Source organism: Chryseobacterium indoltheticum, from assembly GCF_003815915.1.
GTDB classification, from domain to species: domain Bacteria; phylum Bacteroidota; class Bacteroidia; order Flavobacteriales; family Weeksellaceae; genus Chryseobacterium; species Chryseobacterium indoltheticum.
In genome coordinates, this window is the sequence record NZ_CP033929.1 from 2,885,915 (window position 1) to 2,899,921 (window position 14,007).

A 14,007-nucleotide genomic window follows, 5' to 3' on the forward strand; every position below is an offset into this window, starting at 1 on the left:
CGTATTATGAAATTTATATTCACAATCGGTCTTTCATTATTGCTATCTGCTAATTTTTTTGCCCAGAAAAATGAAAAGTTGAGCACGAAAGATGCCGCTATAATTGAGCATTTTAAAACTGATTATAAAAAGAAAAATTATAAAAAATTTGACGGTAAAATTCTTGTAAAAGAAAATCTGGCACAGTTTGATAACAAGACCGTTTATTTTGAAAAAGCCGATAAAATCACGACGACGATTCTAAGAGAAGGTCTCATTTATCCACAGCTGTTAACCGACTTCCAAATGCAGAAATTCCTGAATGAGACGACAGATAAAACACAGAAAAGATTTTTGAAATTGCAGAAAGATCCAAAAGCTTCTTTTGATGTAAATAATATCAAGTTTAGTAATACTTCTGAGCTTACATTTCTGACTTCAAATATTAAAACTAAGCGATTTAAAACCTCTGTAAAAGACATCAGATTAAATACAACCTCAACGTATCTTTTTGAATTGATGAATGATAAAGCAATAAAAAATATTTCTTTGGAAGAGTTTATTAAAGGGGCGAAACTGACGTATATTGATACTGAATAAAACACAGTTTTGATTTTAATTTCAGCTTATAAAATTGAAAAACACAAAAATTGACTATTTCAAATGTTTAATCCAACAAGAAGAAACCGAAATATAGGAACTGAAAATCAAGGTTTTGGTCAGGATAATAAATTTAAGATTTCTACACCTTATGGCACGCTGAAATCTTTTTATGAAAGAATTGAGAAATACCAAACAGAAATTAGAATTATCAATGAACATGAGTTTTTATTTATTATTGAAGAAACTCGGGAAAACTGTTTTCACTCCTGCTCTGTGAATGATTTAGCAAAAATGATTCAATATATTCCCACTGAAGATTATGGAGAGTTGAAATTTATCGTTCTTCGTCAACCCAAAAGAAAAGAAGAAATTATTTCTCCAGTTTGGGGAAGATTAGTATATAGTTTTGAATTTGAAAACGAATATTTTCCTGCAATAATTTTAGACTCTATTGACTTAAATAAAAAACTAGTCAGGTCTAAAAAACAAACTATTGAAGATCAAAAAGAATTTGCAAGATTAAAAGAGGATGGGCATTTTTTCATTGAAAATAAAAGAAATTTTGTCTCTGAATTACATTTAGAACCTTCAAGAAACACACAACTTTACAGAACATTGCCGCATGAATTCGGACATTATGTTCATTATTTAGAAGTTGTGGAAAGACCTGGAAAAGATGATGAAAATTACAATGCAAAGGAAAACAGAGATGATTATTACATGAGTCTTTCAAAAGTTGAAAAAGAAAAATTTGCACATCACTATGCAGAACATTTAAAGCAGAAATTAAAACACGATAAAATAATTCCTTTTAATTAATATATAACTATGTTTAATACAACCGTGAATTTTACTCTTTTATAATATAGTAAGCAAAGAAGAATCAACAAGTTGTTTTAATAAAGCTTTGGCTCAAGCTTTGCGAAGCAAATTTATTTGCCTTTGCTTTCTAAAGTAGAAAGTTTAATTATAAAATCTTTGCGTTTAATGATTCACAAACTATTATAAAAATCTCTTATCCCGAACTGAGGTTAAACAAGTCTAAAATTGTGCAAATTAAAAATATTGACCATCTCGTCTTAACTGTTGCTGACACTGATAAAACTATAGATTTCTATACTAACATTCTGGGTTTTGAAGTCGTAACTTTTGGAAACAACAGAAAAGCTCTGACTTTCGGAAATCAAAAAATCAATCTTCATCAAAAAGAAAAAGAATTTGAGCCTAAAGCAGAACATCCAACAACAGGTTCGGCAGATTTATGCTTTATCTCAGAAACAGATATTGATGATGTTTTGGAAGAACTAAAACATAAAAATATAGAGATCATCGAAGGAGTTGTAGAAAGAACCGGAGCAATTGGAAAGATTAAATCGGTTTATTTCAGAGACCCGGATTTGAATTTGATTGAGATAAGCAATTATTTTTAAGGATAATTTATTCAAAAAAATCGATGCTTATTTCATTTTGATAACTACTTTTCCTTTCGCACGACCACTTTCGATATATTGTAATGCATCATTGGTTTTTTCAAAAGCGAAAACTTTATCGATGACAGGTTTTATTTTGCCACTTTCTATGAGATGAGTAATTTCTGAAAGCTGTTTCCCGTTGGCCGTCATAAACAGAAACGAATAGTTTACATTCTGTTTTTTTGCTCTTTTTCTTATTTTACTGCTTAAAAATCTTGTTGCCAATTTTACGTACCAAGGTAACCTGTGTTCTTCAGCAAATACTGGCGTTGGCGGACCTGATATTGAAACGATTTTACCTCCAGGCTTTATTACCTCAAAAGATTTTTCAAGCGTTTTGTTATCCTGGCTGTTTAATACGACATCATAATCAATTAAAGCATCTTCAAAATCCTGCGTTTTATAATCGATCAAAACATCTGCACCAAGATTTTTCAAAACATCAAAACTTTTTTCACTGGCAGTAGTTGCTACCGTTGCACCCATATATTTTGCAAGCTGAATGGCGAAAGTTCCCACGCCGCCAGATCCTGCCTGAATAAAAACTTTCTGCCCTTTTTGAACATTCGATTGCTCAATTAAAGCCTGCCAAGCCGTCAAACCAACCAATGGAATTGAAGCCGCCTCTTCCATCGAAAGATTTTTAGGTTTTAAAGCGACATCTTTTTCATCGATTGAAATAAACTCTGCAAAAGTACCAATATGAAAATCTGAGGGTCTAGAATAAATTTCATCTCCCACTTTAAAGTTTTTTACCTTCGCTCCTGTTTTTACGATAATGCCTGCAACATCGTGTCCCAAAACTAAAGGCATTTTATAAGGCAAAATCAGTTTAAACTCACCGCTTTTTATTTTTGAATCTAAAAGATTAACACTTGCCGCATGTATTTCGACAAGAACTTCGTGATCTTTTACAATAGGTTCGGGAAGGTCTACCAATTCGAGTGGACTTTCTTTTTTATAACGGCTGATACTGAATGCTTTCATATGATATTTATTTTATTATAAGCTGATCTGCTTCCTTTAGGTTGATAATTAAAAGCAAGTTTGGGAAAAAATCTCCTGATAAAATGATGCTATCTTCTCATTGATTACTCCTTTTTACCATTTTTTCAGTGGGTAATTTTTTCTGTTAATCTATGATAAGTTGGTTAAATTGTAGAAACTCTTCGTCAGTAAGATACTGAAAATAACCCGTTTCTGACGAAGAATTGTTTTTAAATATGGTTATGCCAATTCTTTTACGAAAAACTGTTTGGTATCTCCTACCGGAACATCAAACTGATTTTTTTCTAAAGCTATCAACAATTCGTCTGCTACTTCAGAAGGCGGAATTCCGTTTGCTCCGCCGATTTCTGCAGAGAAATCTGTATTGACCAATGGTGGATAGACTTCGTAAATCTGAATATTATTCTGCTCCTCATACGTTTGTCTTAAAGCTTGTGTATAGCTGTGTAACGCTGCTTTTGATGCGCCATACGTTGGTAACATTTGATGACTTAAAAAAACTGCAATTGATGAAATATTGATGACTGCCGCTTCCTTTTTTTTACTTAAATACGGAAGTAAAAGTTCTGTAAAGTGGATAACGCTGAAGTAATTGGTATTCATCTCGGCAGCAGCTTTTTCGTGTGCGTTTTGCGTTTCATTTAATAAATATGCGAATGCTGCACCAGCATTGTTGATGATGATATTGAGTTCGGGATGATTCGTTTTCAATTCTTCTGCGATGCGAAATCTATCTGCCTCAACCGAAAGGTCACCCTTAATTGCAACTGCGCCCTCAAGTTCTTGTAAAGCATTCTGAAGACGTTCTTCATTTCTTCCGTTAATAATGATATTATTTCCTTCTGCATGCAGTTTTTTTGCAATTGCTAAGCCTATTCCGGCACTTCCGCCACTGATGAATACTGTATTTCCTGTTGTTTTCATTTTTTGTTTTGTTTAAATGTTGTGTATTGTTGTTGAGGTCGAGTTTGCGACAGGGATTGCAGCGACATCCTTTTGTGAAACAAAAGATATAGCGGAAAGCCCGGCTGTTCGCCCAAATTATTTTAGTTGTTAAGAGTCGGATAATCGGTATACCCTTTTTCGCCCGGAGTGTAAAATGTGGCCTGATCCGGCTGATTGAGTGGTGCATCGCTCTTGAAACGCTCTACCAAATCGGGATTGGCAATAAAAGGAGTTCCAAAAGAAACCAAATCTGCATCGCCATCCTGTAAAACTTTTGTAGCGGTCTCTTTGTTGAATCCGCGGTTGATAATAATGGTTCCGTTGTAGATTTTACGGAAATGTTTCGCCACTTCCTGGATAGCAAAAGAATTACCTGAAACGTCGGTAAAAGGCTCTATCAAATGCAGATACGCCAAATCGTAATCATTGAGACGAGTGACAATATAGTTGTACAACGCAATGGTTTCATCATCGACCAAAATCCCCATGATGCCGTTGAGTGAAGGATTGAGACGAACTGCAACTTTTTGCAAATCTGCGACTTCTTTTATAGCATCTAGAATTTCGAATAAAATTCTTGCTCTGTTCTCTACAGAACCACCATATTCATCGGTTCTCAAATTGCTGTTTTTGCTAAAGAACTGCTGAAGCAAATAACCGTTTGCACCGTGAAGCTCTACTCCATCAAACCCGGCTTCAAATGCATTAAGCGTTGCTCTTTTGAAATCGTTTACTGTTCTTTTAATATCTTCCGTCGTCATCGGCTGAGGTTCCTGCGATGGCTGAAATCCTTTTGCTGTAAAGATCTGCTGCTCAGGATTTACGTTTGATGGCGCCAACGGTTTGTCACCATTATGCAAATCGGGATGAGAATAAGCTCCTGTATGCCAAAGTTGAGCGAAAATTTTGCCTCCTTCGTTGTGAACAGCTTTTGTTGTAAGTTTCCAACCTTCGATTTGTGTTGCATTGTAAATTGCAGGAACATTGATCACGCCAACCGCTTCGGAACTGATGAAAGTACCTTCTGTGATAATTAAACCTGCGGTAGCTCTCTGCTGGTAATACTTAGCTGTTAATTCTGTTGCTTTATTTTCTGGATTATCTGATCGGCTTCTGGTCATTGGAGCCATCACAATACGGTTTTTTAGATCTAAGTTTTTGCTCTTGTAAGCATCAAAAAGAATATTTTCCATTGTATTTTAAATTTAATTCGGTAAATTTGCTTGCGTTTTGCAAGTACAAATCTATAACTTTACTTTCAAAACGCAAGTGTTTTATTTAATTATTTAAAAATAATTTTATGTCCAATTCAAAAAAGAGATCAGATTGCCCTATCAGCAGCTCATTAGACGTATGGGGTGACAAATGGTCATTGCTGATTGTAAGAGATCTGATGTTTGCAAAACAATGTACCTACGGAGAATTTCTAAAATCTGACGAAAAAATAGCGACTAATATTCTCGCATCCCGTCTTTTGATGCTTGAAGAAAACGGGATCATCATCAAGCAGAATCACCCTGACAGCAAAGCGAAAGTTCTATATAAACTCACCGAAAAAGGTATCGATCTGCTTCCATTGTTGATAGAAATTAATCTGTGGGCAGAAAAATATTCTGAAATTCCGGAAAGCCAGAAGATGATTTTGAATGATGTGAAGATGGATAAAGCAGGATTTATTGAGGAGAGAATTGAGGAGTTGAAAAGGGAGGTTTTATAATATTTTGCACTTTTTAAAGATATTTTCAAAAAGCAAATAAATTAATAATCAAAAACTTATGAGTTTCTAAATAAAATTCCTTAATTTTGCACCCCGAAATAAGGATTGTACGTTATGAAAAAAATAGGTGATTACAGAAAACTTCTTGAGGTAGACAATACCGCTACTTTGAAAGATTTGAAAACAATTTACAGAAATGTGATGAAAGATACGCATCCTGATAAATTTGTGAATAATGAAGAAGGAAAACTGGCTGCAGAAGAAAAAAGTAAATCTGTGATTGAGGCCTATCATTTTTTGGTAAGCATCAACCCTGAAACTCAGGAAAAATACAAAGAAGAATACACAGAAACGATTACCACTTCAATCATTACTGATTTCTATCTTGAGAAATCAATTTTGAAAGTTCAGCATTTGAATGGTAAAATGTTTGAATACATCGGAGTTCCAAGAAATACGTATATCAAAATGGTGAATGCAGATTCGCCAAGCCGTTTCGCAAGAAGACATATCTATGGAAATTTTACCTTTAGAAAGTCTGGTGAAGTAATGGCTGACTAATTTTCTGAAAAGATAAAGTTGTCAATGACAATTAAAAATATAAAACCGTATTCTGAGAATACGGTTTTTTGCTTGTTGTATAGTGAAAATTAATTTCCGTTGAGATACGTTTTTATCGTTTCCAAAACGCCAAAACTGTCATTGGAACACGCTTCGTATTTCGCAGCTTCTTTTACCGATGGATGTGCATTTTTCATAGCGTACGAATAATGAGCATTTTTCAGCATTTCAATATCATTCAGATAATCGCCGAAAGCCATCGTTTGCTCGGGAAGAATATTTAAAGATTTTTGAAGTTTCTCAATTGCGTTTCCTTTATTGGTGTGTTTATTCATAATATCCAGCCAATATTTTCCGGAAACAACGACCACCAAATCTTCGTCTTCAAACTTTTTCAGTGCAGGATATACAAACTCTTCTGCGCTCACCGGATGATACACTGCAATTTTAAAAACAGAATCATCGACTTCCTGAGTAAGGTCTTCTTTTTTCTGATTTTCAATATAATATTGTGTAAAATAATCTACAAAATTCTGGTCAGTACTTTCGTAATACGAACTATCTCTTGCACTCAAAACTGCTCTTGCATCAGGAATTTCTCTTACGGTACGAATAATATCTGCAATTGATTTCTGGCTCAATTTATCAGCAAACATTTCTTGATTTTTATACACTACATACCCTCCGTTTTCGGCAATGAAACCTATTTCGTTTTCAATATCGCCAAAATATTTTGTGATTCCAGACATTTGTCTTCCGCTTGCAGGAACAAAAAGAATATCCCTTTTTTTCAGTTCTTCATACACCTTTGGAAAATCGGGACTTACCTCGTATTTTGAGTTTAGAAAAGTTCCGTCCATATCGGTTACAATCAGCTTTATATCCTTCATAAAATTCTTTTTTTTCTTCTTCTTATTTCTAAAACCTACACAAATATAGACTTTAAAATCTTACAGGTAGATTCCGTATCTATTACCAATAGGTTGTTTAATTTTAAATTTCCTTAAGATTAATTCTTAAACAAAATCTATTTCGGTAGAACTTAACTCATCTTAATTTTAAAATAAACTTTGTTTATTCCTTTTTTTAACATTAAGATTTTCATTAAAACTCTTCAAATTTTTAAGAAACCAAATTGATTTATTTTTATTAATCTTAAAATCTAAACTTTCTTAATGGTTTAAAATTCATTTTTATTCAAATAAATAATTAAACTCTTTTCTGTATTGAGAAGGGCTTTTGCCAGTATATTCTTTAAATGTTTTATTGAAATAACTGAAGTTATTAAACCCCGATTCAAAACATACTTCCGTAATGCTTAATGGCTTTTCGGCAAGCAGTTTTAAAGAATGGGTAATCCTATATTCATTCACAAACTGAGTAAACGTTTTATTGGTAATCTTCTTGAAATAACGACAAAACGAAGGCACTTTCATGCTTGCCAAATCCGAAATCTGCTCCAAAGTAATCTGATCTTTAAAATGATCTTTTACATAATTAAAAATGTGGTTAATTCGCTCGTTGTCTTCCACCTGAGTTTGGAGATAATATTTTCCGGCATTTAAAATCCGATATTCCTGAGTTGAAGCGAGTTCTTCCAATATTTTAAGAAATTTCATCAACTTATCCAAAGATGATGATTCATGCATTTCTGTAATTTTCAAACCGACTTCTTTTTTTATACTTTCTGAAAATACAATTCCGGCTTTTGCCTTTTCCAACAGATTGGTTATTTTTTGCATTTCGGGTAACGTCCAGATTTCTTCGCCTAAAAAATCAGGCTTGAACTGAATGACCATTTCATAATCATTATTGGTATTTTCATTGGTCATTCCGCAATGTGGAAGGTTTGTTCCCATTAAAACCAAATCTCCATCAGAAAAATAGGAAATATTACTTCCAATTTGTCTCTTTCCGGAACCTCCGCATACGAAAATCAACTCAATTTCAGGATGATAATGCCATACATGAGACTTGATATTTTCATTTCGTAAAAACTTTAAACTCGTAAAACTGCTTCCCAGATTGGGTTTCACAGCTTCAAAAGCAGGATGGGAATGTTTCATATTAAAACCATTAATTCATACACAAAATTAACAATTTATATTTAAATAATTAATTTAAAGGTTAAAATAACACATAAATAAGAAAATTAAGCAGTAGAAAGGCGTTGCGGTTTGATCTAAATTTGCAGTATTAACAAATGAAAAAATTAATCGTATGAAAAAAGTATTTACATCAGTTTTAATGATCGGTTTCTTATCCATTTCAATGAGTGCATTGGGTAAAGAAAAAGACTTTTCTCTTTCATTTGGAAAAGCTGAAGCAGAGACGGTAAAATTTGAGATTTCGAATGCCAAAAATGTATCGGTAGTCATTTACAATGACTTTTACGGAGAACTGTTTTCTGAGACTTTTGAAGACTATAATTCTGTAAGCAAATCTTACAATTTTAAAGATTTAGATTCAGGAATTTATTATTTGGTTCTTGAGTCTCAACAGAAAATTGAGAAGTATAAAATTAAAGTAGATTCTGATAAAAAGGTTTTGATTGAAAAAGAACCTGTTTCAGAAATATTTAAACCTGAATTTTTGATCAACGGTAATATGGTTACATTACAATTGTCGGGTGTAAAAAATACGACCAAAATTTCAGTAACAGATTTTGATGATACGGTTTACTACAATGCTACAAAATCTGCAACGAACGGTGAGATTAAACTTACTTTTGATCTAAGTAAAAAGACCGCCGACAGCTATATCATCACTGTAGAAGAAAATGGTAGAATTTTTAATAAAATAATCAGAGTGAGATAATTACTCTACTCTGATAAAAATATTTTTATATAGTTTTTTTTAAAAGTTAGATTTTTTCTGAATTTCAGAGGAATCTGACTTTTTTTATTGGATTTGTTTTAAATTTTAAATGCAAAGTCCGTAAAGATTTTTTACTACTCAGTGTTTTATTTCAAGCTTAAAGGTCATTTATTTAGCTGAAAACATTTATTAAAATGTAACATTCCTAAGTGACTTTAACCGGTCTTATCACGTTGTTTATGGAGACGACGAGGTTATTTACATATCTTTTGGGGTTTTGTATCTATCGGTTGAGGTTGATTGACCGTAATGATAAGGTTATTTAATCATCCAATCGGGTCTTTTATAGGTCTGTTGAGGTTAAAGATATATCCGGAATGCTTCCGAACCTATAAATTAGGGTCAGGTAACGTATCGGCACTTTTTATTAACCTATAATTTACGGTTCAGTACCCCGACATTTGGGTTATGGAACGTATATTTTGGGGTTCAGGAGACTGCAGGATAGTCTGGAGACATATCGGGAGTATTTCAGAACCTGTCGGAACCCTTCAAAAACCTCAACCACAAGTTATACAGTGAGATTTAAATAAAAAAGCGCATCAATTTGATTGATGCGCTTTTAGGTTAATTAAGGCTGTTGTATTAATCTACGTGTTTCGGAGTAAATCCGTCTTCACTTAGTTCTCTGTGATCATATTCTGCTTTCATTTCAGCATCGTAATCTACTTTTTCATCTTTACCCATTCTTCTTAGAATTGAATCGAATAGTGAATACACTACCGGTACAATAATCAAAGTAAGGAATAATGATGAAGTCAAACCACCTATGATTACCCAAGCAAGACCATTATTCATCTCCGCTCCTGCTCCTTTTGCAATCGCAATCGGGATCATACCGAAGATCATCGCAATCGTGGTCATCAGGATCGGACGAAGACGTGCGTGGTTGGCCTGTATCAAAGCGTCATGTGTAGTTGCACCTGCTGCTTTTCTCATATTGGCAAAATCGACAATCATAATCGCATTTTTCGCCACCAAACCAATCAACATGATCATCCCCAACATCGTAAAGATGTTTAATGAATTTCCGGTGATGGCCAAAATAACCATTACCCCGATCAATGCCAAAGGAATTGAGAACAATACCACAAACGGATACACAAACGAGTCATACAATGAAACCATTACCAGATATACCAATACGATAGCTGCCAGTAAAGCAATTCCTAACGTACCGAAACCTTCGGTCTGGTTTTCCATATCACCACTCCAAATGTAGCTTACCCCGGCAGGCTTGGTTTTTTCGTTATCCATAAACTGAGCTGCCCATTCGTTGGCAACATCTCCTACAGGACGACCTACTACTTTAGATTTTACTTTTACAGAAGGTGCTTTGTCTCTACGTTCCAATAAACTTGGTCCTGAACCCATTTTCACATCTGCAAACTGGCTTAGTCTGATCTGTTCACCGTTAGGATTTGTAAACATAAGATTTCTTACATCATCGATCGACTGTCTGTTGGCATCACCAAAACGGATGTTGATGTCATATTCGTATTCTCCGGCTCTGAATTTTCCGTCTGTATTTCCACTGAATGCAGTCTGCATCGTTTGTCCTACACTAGAAAGATTTAAACCTAAAGAAGCCATTTTATCTCTGTCGATATTCACCTGCACTTCAGGGTTTCCTGAGTCAGTTGATAATTCTGCATCTACAGAACCCGGAACTTTTTTAAGCAAAGCCAAAATTCTGTTGGCTTCTTTATTAGCGGTTTCGTTATCCTGAGCGGTTACCACCATTTCAATTGGTGCATTATCTGCTCCCATCAATCCGATTGGTGCTGTTTTAAACTCAACTCCGGTGAACTTTTCTTCTAAAGCTCTCTTTATTTTTGCTGATTTAATGTCTGTACTTTCGTTACGCTCAGATTTATCAACTAAGATTACCTGAATTTCTGATTGATACAATGTCGCCTGCGCACCACCAAAACCTGATGACTGCTGACCAACCGTTGTAATCATATCTACCACATCTTTATCATTTCTAAGGTATTTCTCAACCTCCAAAGTCAATTGATTGGTTTTTTCTACAGAAGCATCTTTCGGTAACTCCATCTGAACAAGGAACTGGCCTCTATCCATTTTAGGGAAGAATTCACCCCCGATAAATCCGAATGCCACCAACATAAATGAAGAGATCAAAATAATAAATGTTACAATAACAGTCATCACTCTTCTTAATGTTGTTTTTAAAGCCCATTCAAGAATTCCAGAAATCCAGTGTGTGAATTTCTCCAATTGCTTTTCAAACCAAAGGATAAATTTCTCAAAAGGATTTTTACCGGTAAGGTGTACCAATTTACCAAATCTTGATGATAACCAAGGAATAATGGTAAATGAAGCCAATAAAGAGAACATTGTCGCAATAACTACCGTGACGCAGAACTGTGCCAAGATATCAGAAACTAATCCTGAACTCATTGCAATCGGTAAGAATACCACCACAATTACCATCGTGATCGCCGTTACCGTAAATCCGATCTCTGAAGCTCCGTCGTATGCTGCACGAATTCTGCTTTTCCCCATCTCCATGTGACGGTAAACGTTTTCCAAAACTACAATCGCATCATCCACAAGAATACCAACAACCAGTGAAAGTCCTAATAAACTCATCAAGTTTAAGGTATATCCCATCAGATACATCCCGATTACCGTTGCAATCAACGACACCGGAATAGAAACCATTACAATAAATGCATTTCTGATGTTGTGAAGGAATAAAAGCATTACCACTGCCACCAAAATAATCGCTAAGAATAAATCGAAGATTACGTGATCGGCAGCTTCTAAAGTAAACTCTGTAGAGTCATCTACAATACTTACTTTAACATCCTGTGCTTTATAATTGTTCTGAACCTGAGCAATTGTTGACTGAACCAATTCTGAAACCGCCACCGCATTGGCATCTGACTGTTTCTTCACCTGCATCAAAATCGTAGGATTCTGGTTGAATCTTGCCACTTTCTCTACATCTTTCTGGGTATCGAAAACGGTTGCAATATCAGACAGACGAACCTGCGCTCCGTTTTTATTAGAAACGACAAGATTATTCATCTCAGCTACATCTCTGTATTTTCCAGAAAGTCTGATGGTAGATCTTGAAGTTCTTGTTTTTAAAGCTCCCGTAGGGAAATCTAAGTTGGATGAAAGAATTGCCTGCTGCACATCACCAATTGATAGACCGTAACCCTGCAATTTCTTTTCATCTAAATTTACCTGAATCTCTCTCTCCTGCCCACCAACAAGGTCAACCTGAGCAACACCGTTTACACGGGAGAAAATAGGCTCTACTTTTTTATCTAAAAGATCATAAAGCTCTTTATTATTCAGTTTATTACTGGTAATACTAAGCGTCATGATCGGTAGATCATCTAACGAGAATTTTTGAAGAGAAGGCGGATCTGCATCTTCCGGAAGATCTGCCAGAATAGCATTTACTTTTCTCTGTGCATCATTCAACGCATAGTTTACATCGGCACCAGTGTTCAGCTGAACCATGATTACCGATAAACTTTCGTACGAAGATGATTCTACTTTTTTTACGTTTTCCAAAGAACCTACAGCATCTTCGATCTTTCGGGTTACCGAAGTTTCCACCTCAGCAGGTGAAGCTCCCGGATAAACCGTAGAAATAGTTACCATATTGGTTTCAAACTTCGGAATCAACTCGTACCCCATCATGGAGTAGCTTAATAAACCTCCCAACGTAAGAATCGTAAACAATACGATAACGAGGGACGGCCTTTTAATGGATATTTCTGCTAACTTCATCTGCTGTTACTTTACGATATTGATTTTTGAACCGTTATCTAGGTTGATTTGTCCGCTGGTAATTACCTGCTCGCCACCGTTTAATCCACTTAAGATCTGAACTTTGTCACCGTACACTTTACCGGTCTGCACTTTAATCATTTTAGCAGTTCCGTTGCTTACGATAAATAATTGTCCTGAGCTTACTCCGTTTACGAAGGCTTCTGCAGGAACGGTCAACATATTTTGAGTTTCAGCACCGTTGTTGGTTTTGAAAGTCGCTGTTGCGTACATACCCGCTTTCAGGTTTCCTCTGTTCTGAACTTCAATTTCAACAGGGAAATTCAAAGATGCATCACTTTTAGGAGCGATGAACGTAATTCTTCCGCTGAAAGAATCATCCGGTAAAACATTTACATTAATTGACACTTCCTGACCCAGCTGAATTCTTCCGATCTGGCTTTCGTCAACCAAAACCGAAAGTTTCAATGAATTGATATTTACAATCTCAAATAAAGCAGTTCCCGGTGCAACCACCATTCCCGGCTCAACCATTTTTTTGTTGATGGTACCGCTGATCCCCGCTCTGATGCTTGTATCATTTACTCTTACACCCTGAGCTCTTACTGCAGCCTGCATATTTTTTAACTGTAATCTTGAGTTATCAAGCTGTTGCTTCGTAACACCACCAGTTTTATAAGCATTTTCGTAACGTTGATTGTCGATAATTGCGTTCTGCAAATTGTTTTGCGCCTGAGTAACATCTACTTCAATCGCGTCTCTTTTGATAGTTGCCAACACTTGACCGGCACCTACTTTTGAACCTTCTTTTACCAAAACACTCACAATACGTCCTGAAATCTCAGAAGACTGCTGCATTTCCTGCTTTGGAATAAAAGTTCCGTTTGCACTATAATCGGTATCAATATTTTGTCTTGAAACAGTAATTACATTCACGTTGATCTTGTCAACCTGCTTTGCTACTTCTTTTACTTCAGTTTCCTGTTTCTTTTTGTTATCTGCAATTTTCCAAGCTGCCAAACCAACAAGTACGGCTGCTACGATGATATATATTAAAGTTTTTTTCATTTG

13 protein-coding genes are annotated in these 14,007 nt (G+C 35.2%); 6 read left to right on the top strand and 7 right to left on the bottom strand.

Annotated features, from left to right (window positions below):
- Positions 1-6 precede the first annotated feature (6 nt).
- The 3 genes from EG358_RS13415 to EG358_RS13425 all read left to right on the top strand — a co-directional run bounded on the left by EG358_RS13415 (position 7) and on the right by EG358_RS13425 (position 2,012).
- A complete protein-coding gene (locus EG358_RS13415) occupies positions 7-579 on the top strand; it encodes a hypothetical protein (protein ID WP_076559899.1) in 573 nt (190 codons plus the stop codon).
- A gap of 63 nt (positions 580-642) precedes the next feature.
- Complete coding sequence (locus tag EG358_RS13420) at positions 643-1,401, top strand: hypothetical protein (RefSeq protein ID WP_076559897.1); 759 nt, start codon at positions 643-645, stop codon at positions 1,399-1,401.
- A gap of 230 nt (positions 1,402-1,631) precedes the next feature.
- A complete protein-coding gene (locus EG358_RS13425; RefSeq protein WP_076559895.1) occupies positions 1,632-2,012 on the top strand; it encodes a VOC family protein in 381 nt (126 codons plus the stop codon).
- Positions 2,013-2,039: 27 nt separating this feature from the next.
- On the opposite strand, the gene EG358_RS13430 is transcribed toward EG358_RS13425, so the two are convergent.
- From EG358_RS13430 to EG358_RS13440, 3 genes are all read right to left on the bottom strand, one after another.
- The gene (locus tag EG358_RS13430) at positions 2,040-3,041 is read right to left on the bottom strand and encodes an NADP-dependent oxidoreductase (protein WP_076559893.1); all 1,002 of its coding nucleotides are present in this window, start codon (positions 3,039-3,041) and stop codon (positions 2,040-2,042) included.
- A 240-nt stretch (positions 3,042-3,281) separates the two neighbouring features.
- Entirely contained in the window at positions 3,282-3,986 is a 705-nt protein-coding gene (locus EG358_RS13435) for an SDR family oxidoreductase (RefSeq protein WP_076559891.1), read from the bottom strand.
- Positions 3,987-4,108: 122 nt separating this feature from the next.
- Entirely contained in the window at positions 4,109-5,200 is a 1,092-nt protein-coding gene (locus EG358_RS13440; protein WP_076559888.1) for an alkene reductase, read from the bottom strand.
- A gap of 107 nt (positions 5,201-5,307) precedes the next feature.
- On the opposite strand from EG358_RS13440, the gene EG358_RS13445 reads away from it, so the two are divergent.
- Both EG358_RS13445 and EG358_RS13450 read left to right on the top strand, forming a co-directional pair.
- A complete protein-coding gene (locus EG358_RS13445) occupies positions 5,308-5,724 on the top strand; it encodes a winged helix-turn-helix transcriptional regulator (protein ID WP_076559886.1) in 417 nt (138 codons plus the stop codon).
- A 114-nt stretch (positions 5,725-5,838) separates the two neighbouring features.
- Entirely contained in the window at positions 5,839-6,285 is a 447-nt protein-coding gene (locus EG358_RS13450) for a KTSC domain-containing protein (protein WP_076559884.1), read from the top strand.
- Positions 6,286-6,374: 89 nt separating this feature from the next.
- Here the strand turns inward: EG358_RS13450 and EG358_RS13455 are convergent, their stop codons facing one another.
- Both EG358_RS13455 and EG358_RS13460 read right to left on the bottom strand, forming a co-directional pair.
- On the bottom strand, positions 6,375-7,175 hold the full coding sequence (locus EG358_RS13455) for a Cof-type HAD-IIB family hydrolase (RefSeq protein WP_076559883.1): 801 nt from the start codon (positions 7,173-7,175) through the stop codon (positions 6,375-6,377).
- 303 nt (positions 7,176-7,478) lie between these two features.
- The gene (locus EG358_RS13460) at positions 7,479-8,351 is read right to left on the bottom strand and encodes an AraC family transcriptional regulator (protein ID WP_076559881.1); all 873 of its coding nucleotides are present in this window, start codon (positions 8,349-8,351) and stop codon (positions 7,479-7,481) included.
- A 154-nt stretch (positions 8,352-8,505) separates the two neighbouring features.
- On the opposite strand from EG358_RS13460, the gene EG358_RS13465 reads away from it, so the two are divergent.
- Positions 8,506-9,102, top strand: coding sequence for a hypothetical protein (locus tag EG358_RS13465; protein ID WP_076559879.1), 597 nt, complete (start codon positions 8,506-8,508; stop codon positions 9,100-9,102).
- Positions 9,103-9,747: 645 nt separating this feature from the next.
- On the opposite strand, the gene EG358_RS13470 is transcribed toward EG358_RS13465, so the two are convergent.
- Both EG358_RS13470 and EG358_RS13475 read right to left on the bottom strand, forming a co-directional pair.
- Positions 9,748-12,936: an efflux RND transporter permease subunit gene (locus EG358_RS13470; protein ID WP_076559877.1), complete on the bottom strand. Its 3,189-nt coding sequence runs from the start codon at positions 12,934-12,936 to the stop codon at positions 9,748-9,750.
- A gap of 6 nt (positions 12,937-12,942) precedes the next feature.
- The gene (locus tag EG358_RS13475) at positions 12,943-14,004 is read right to left on the bottom strand and encodes an efflux RND transporter periplasmic adaptor subunit (protein WP_076559875.1); all 1,062 of its coding nucleotides are present in this window, start codon (positions 14,002-14,004) and stop codon (positions 12,943-12,945) included.
- Positions 14,005-14,007 lie beyond the last annotated feature (3 nt).

Coding starts and splice junctions, on each gene's coding strand:
- EG358_RS13435 (WP_076559891.1), bottom strand. CDS start 3,986: ATGAAAACAACAGGAAATACAGTATTCATCAGTGGCGGAAGTGCCGGA.
- EG358_RS13465 (WP_076559879.1), top strand. CDS start 8,506: ATGAAAAAAGTATTTACATCAGTTTTAATGATCGGTTTCTTATCCATT.
- EG358_RS13450 (WP_076559884.1), top strand. CDS start 5,839: ATGAAAAAAATAGGTGATTACAGAAAACTTCTTGAGGTAGACAATACC.
- EG358_RS13420 (WP_076559897.1), top strand. CDS start 643: ATGTTTAATCCAACAAGAAGAAACCGAAATATAGGAACTGAAAATCAA.
- EG358_RS13455 (WP_076559883.1), bottom strand. CDS start 7,175: ATGAAGGATATAAAGCTGATTGTAACCGATATGGACGGAACTTTTCTA.
- EG358_RS13470 (WP_076559877.1), bottom strand. CDS start 12,936: ATGAAGTTAGCAGAAATATCCATTAAAAGGCCGTCCCTCGTTATCGTA.
- EG358_RS13430 (WP_076559893.1), bottom strand. CDS start 3,041: ATGAAAGCATTCAGTATCAGCCGTTATAAAAAAGAAAGTCCACTCGAA.
- EG358_RS13440 (WP_076559888.1), bottom strand. CDS start 5,200: ATGGAAAATATTCTTTTTGATGCTTACAAGAGCAAAAACTTAGATCTA.
- EG358_RS13445 (WP_076559886.1), top strand. CDS start 5,308: ATGTCCAATTCAAAAAAGAGATCAGATTGCCCTATCAGCAGCTCATTA.
- EG358_RS13475 (WP_076559875.1), bottom strand. CDS start 14,004: ATGAAAAAAACTTTAATATATATCATCGTAGCAGCCGTACTTGTTGGT.
- EG358_RS13415 (WP_076559899.1), top strand. CDS start 7: ATGAAATTTATATTCACAATCGGTCTTTCATTATTGCTATCTGCTAAT.
- EG358_RS13460 (WP_076559881.1), bottom strand. CDS start 8,351: ATGAAACATTCCCATCCTGCTTTTGAAGCTGTGAAACCCAATCTGGGA.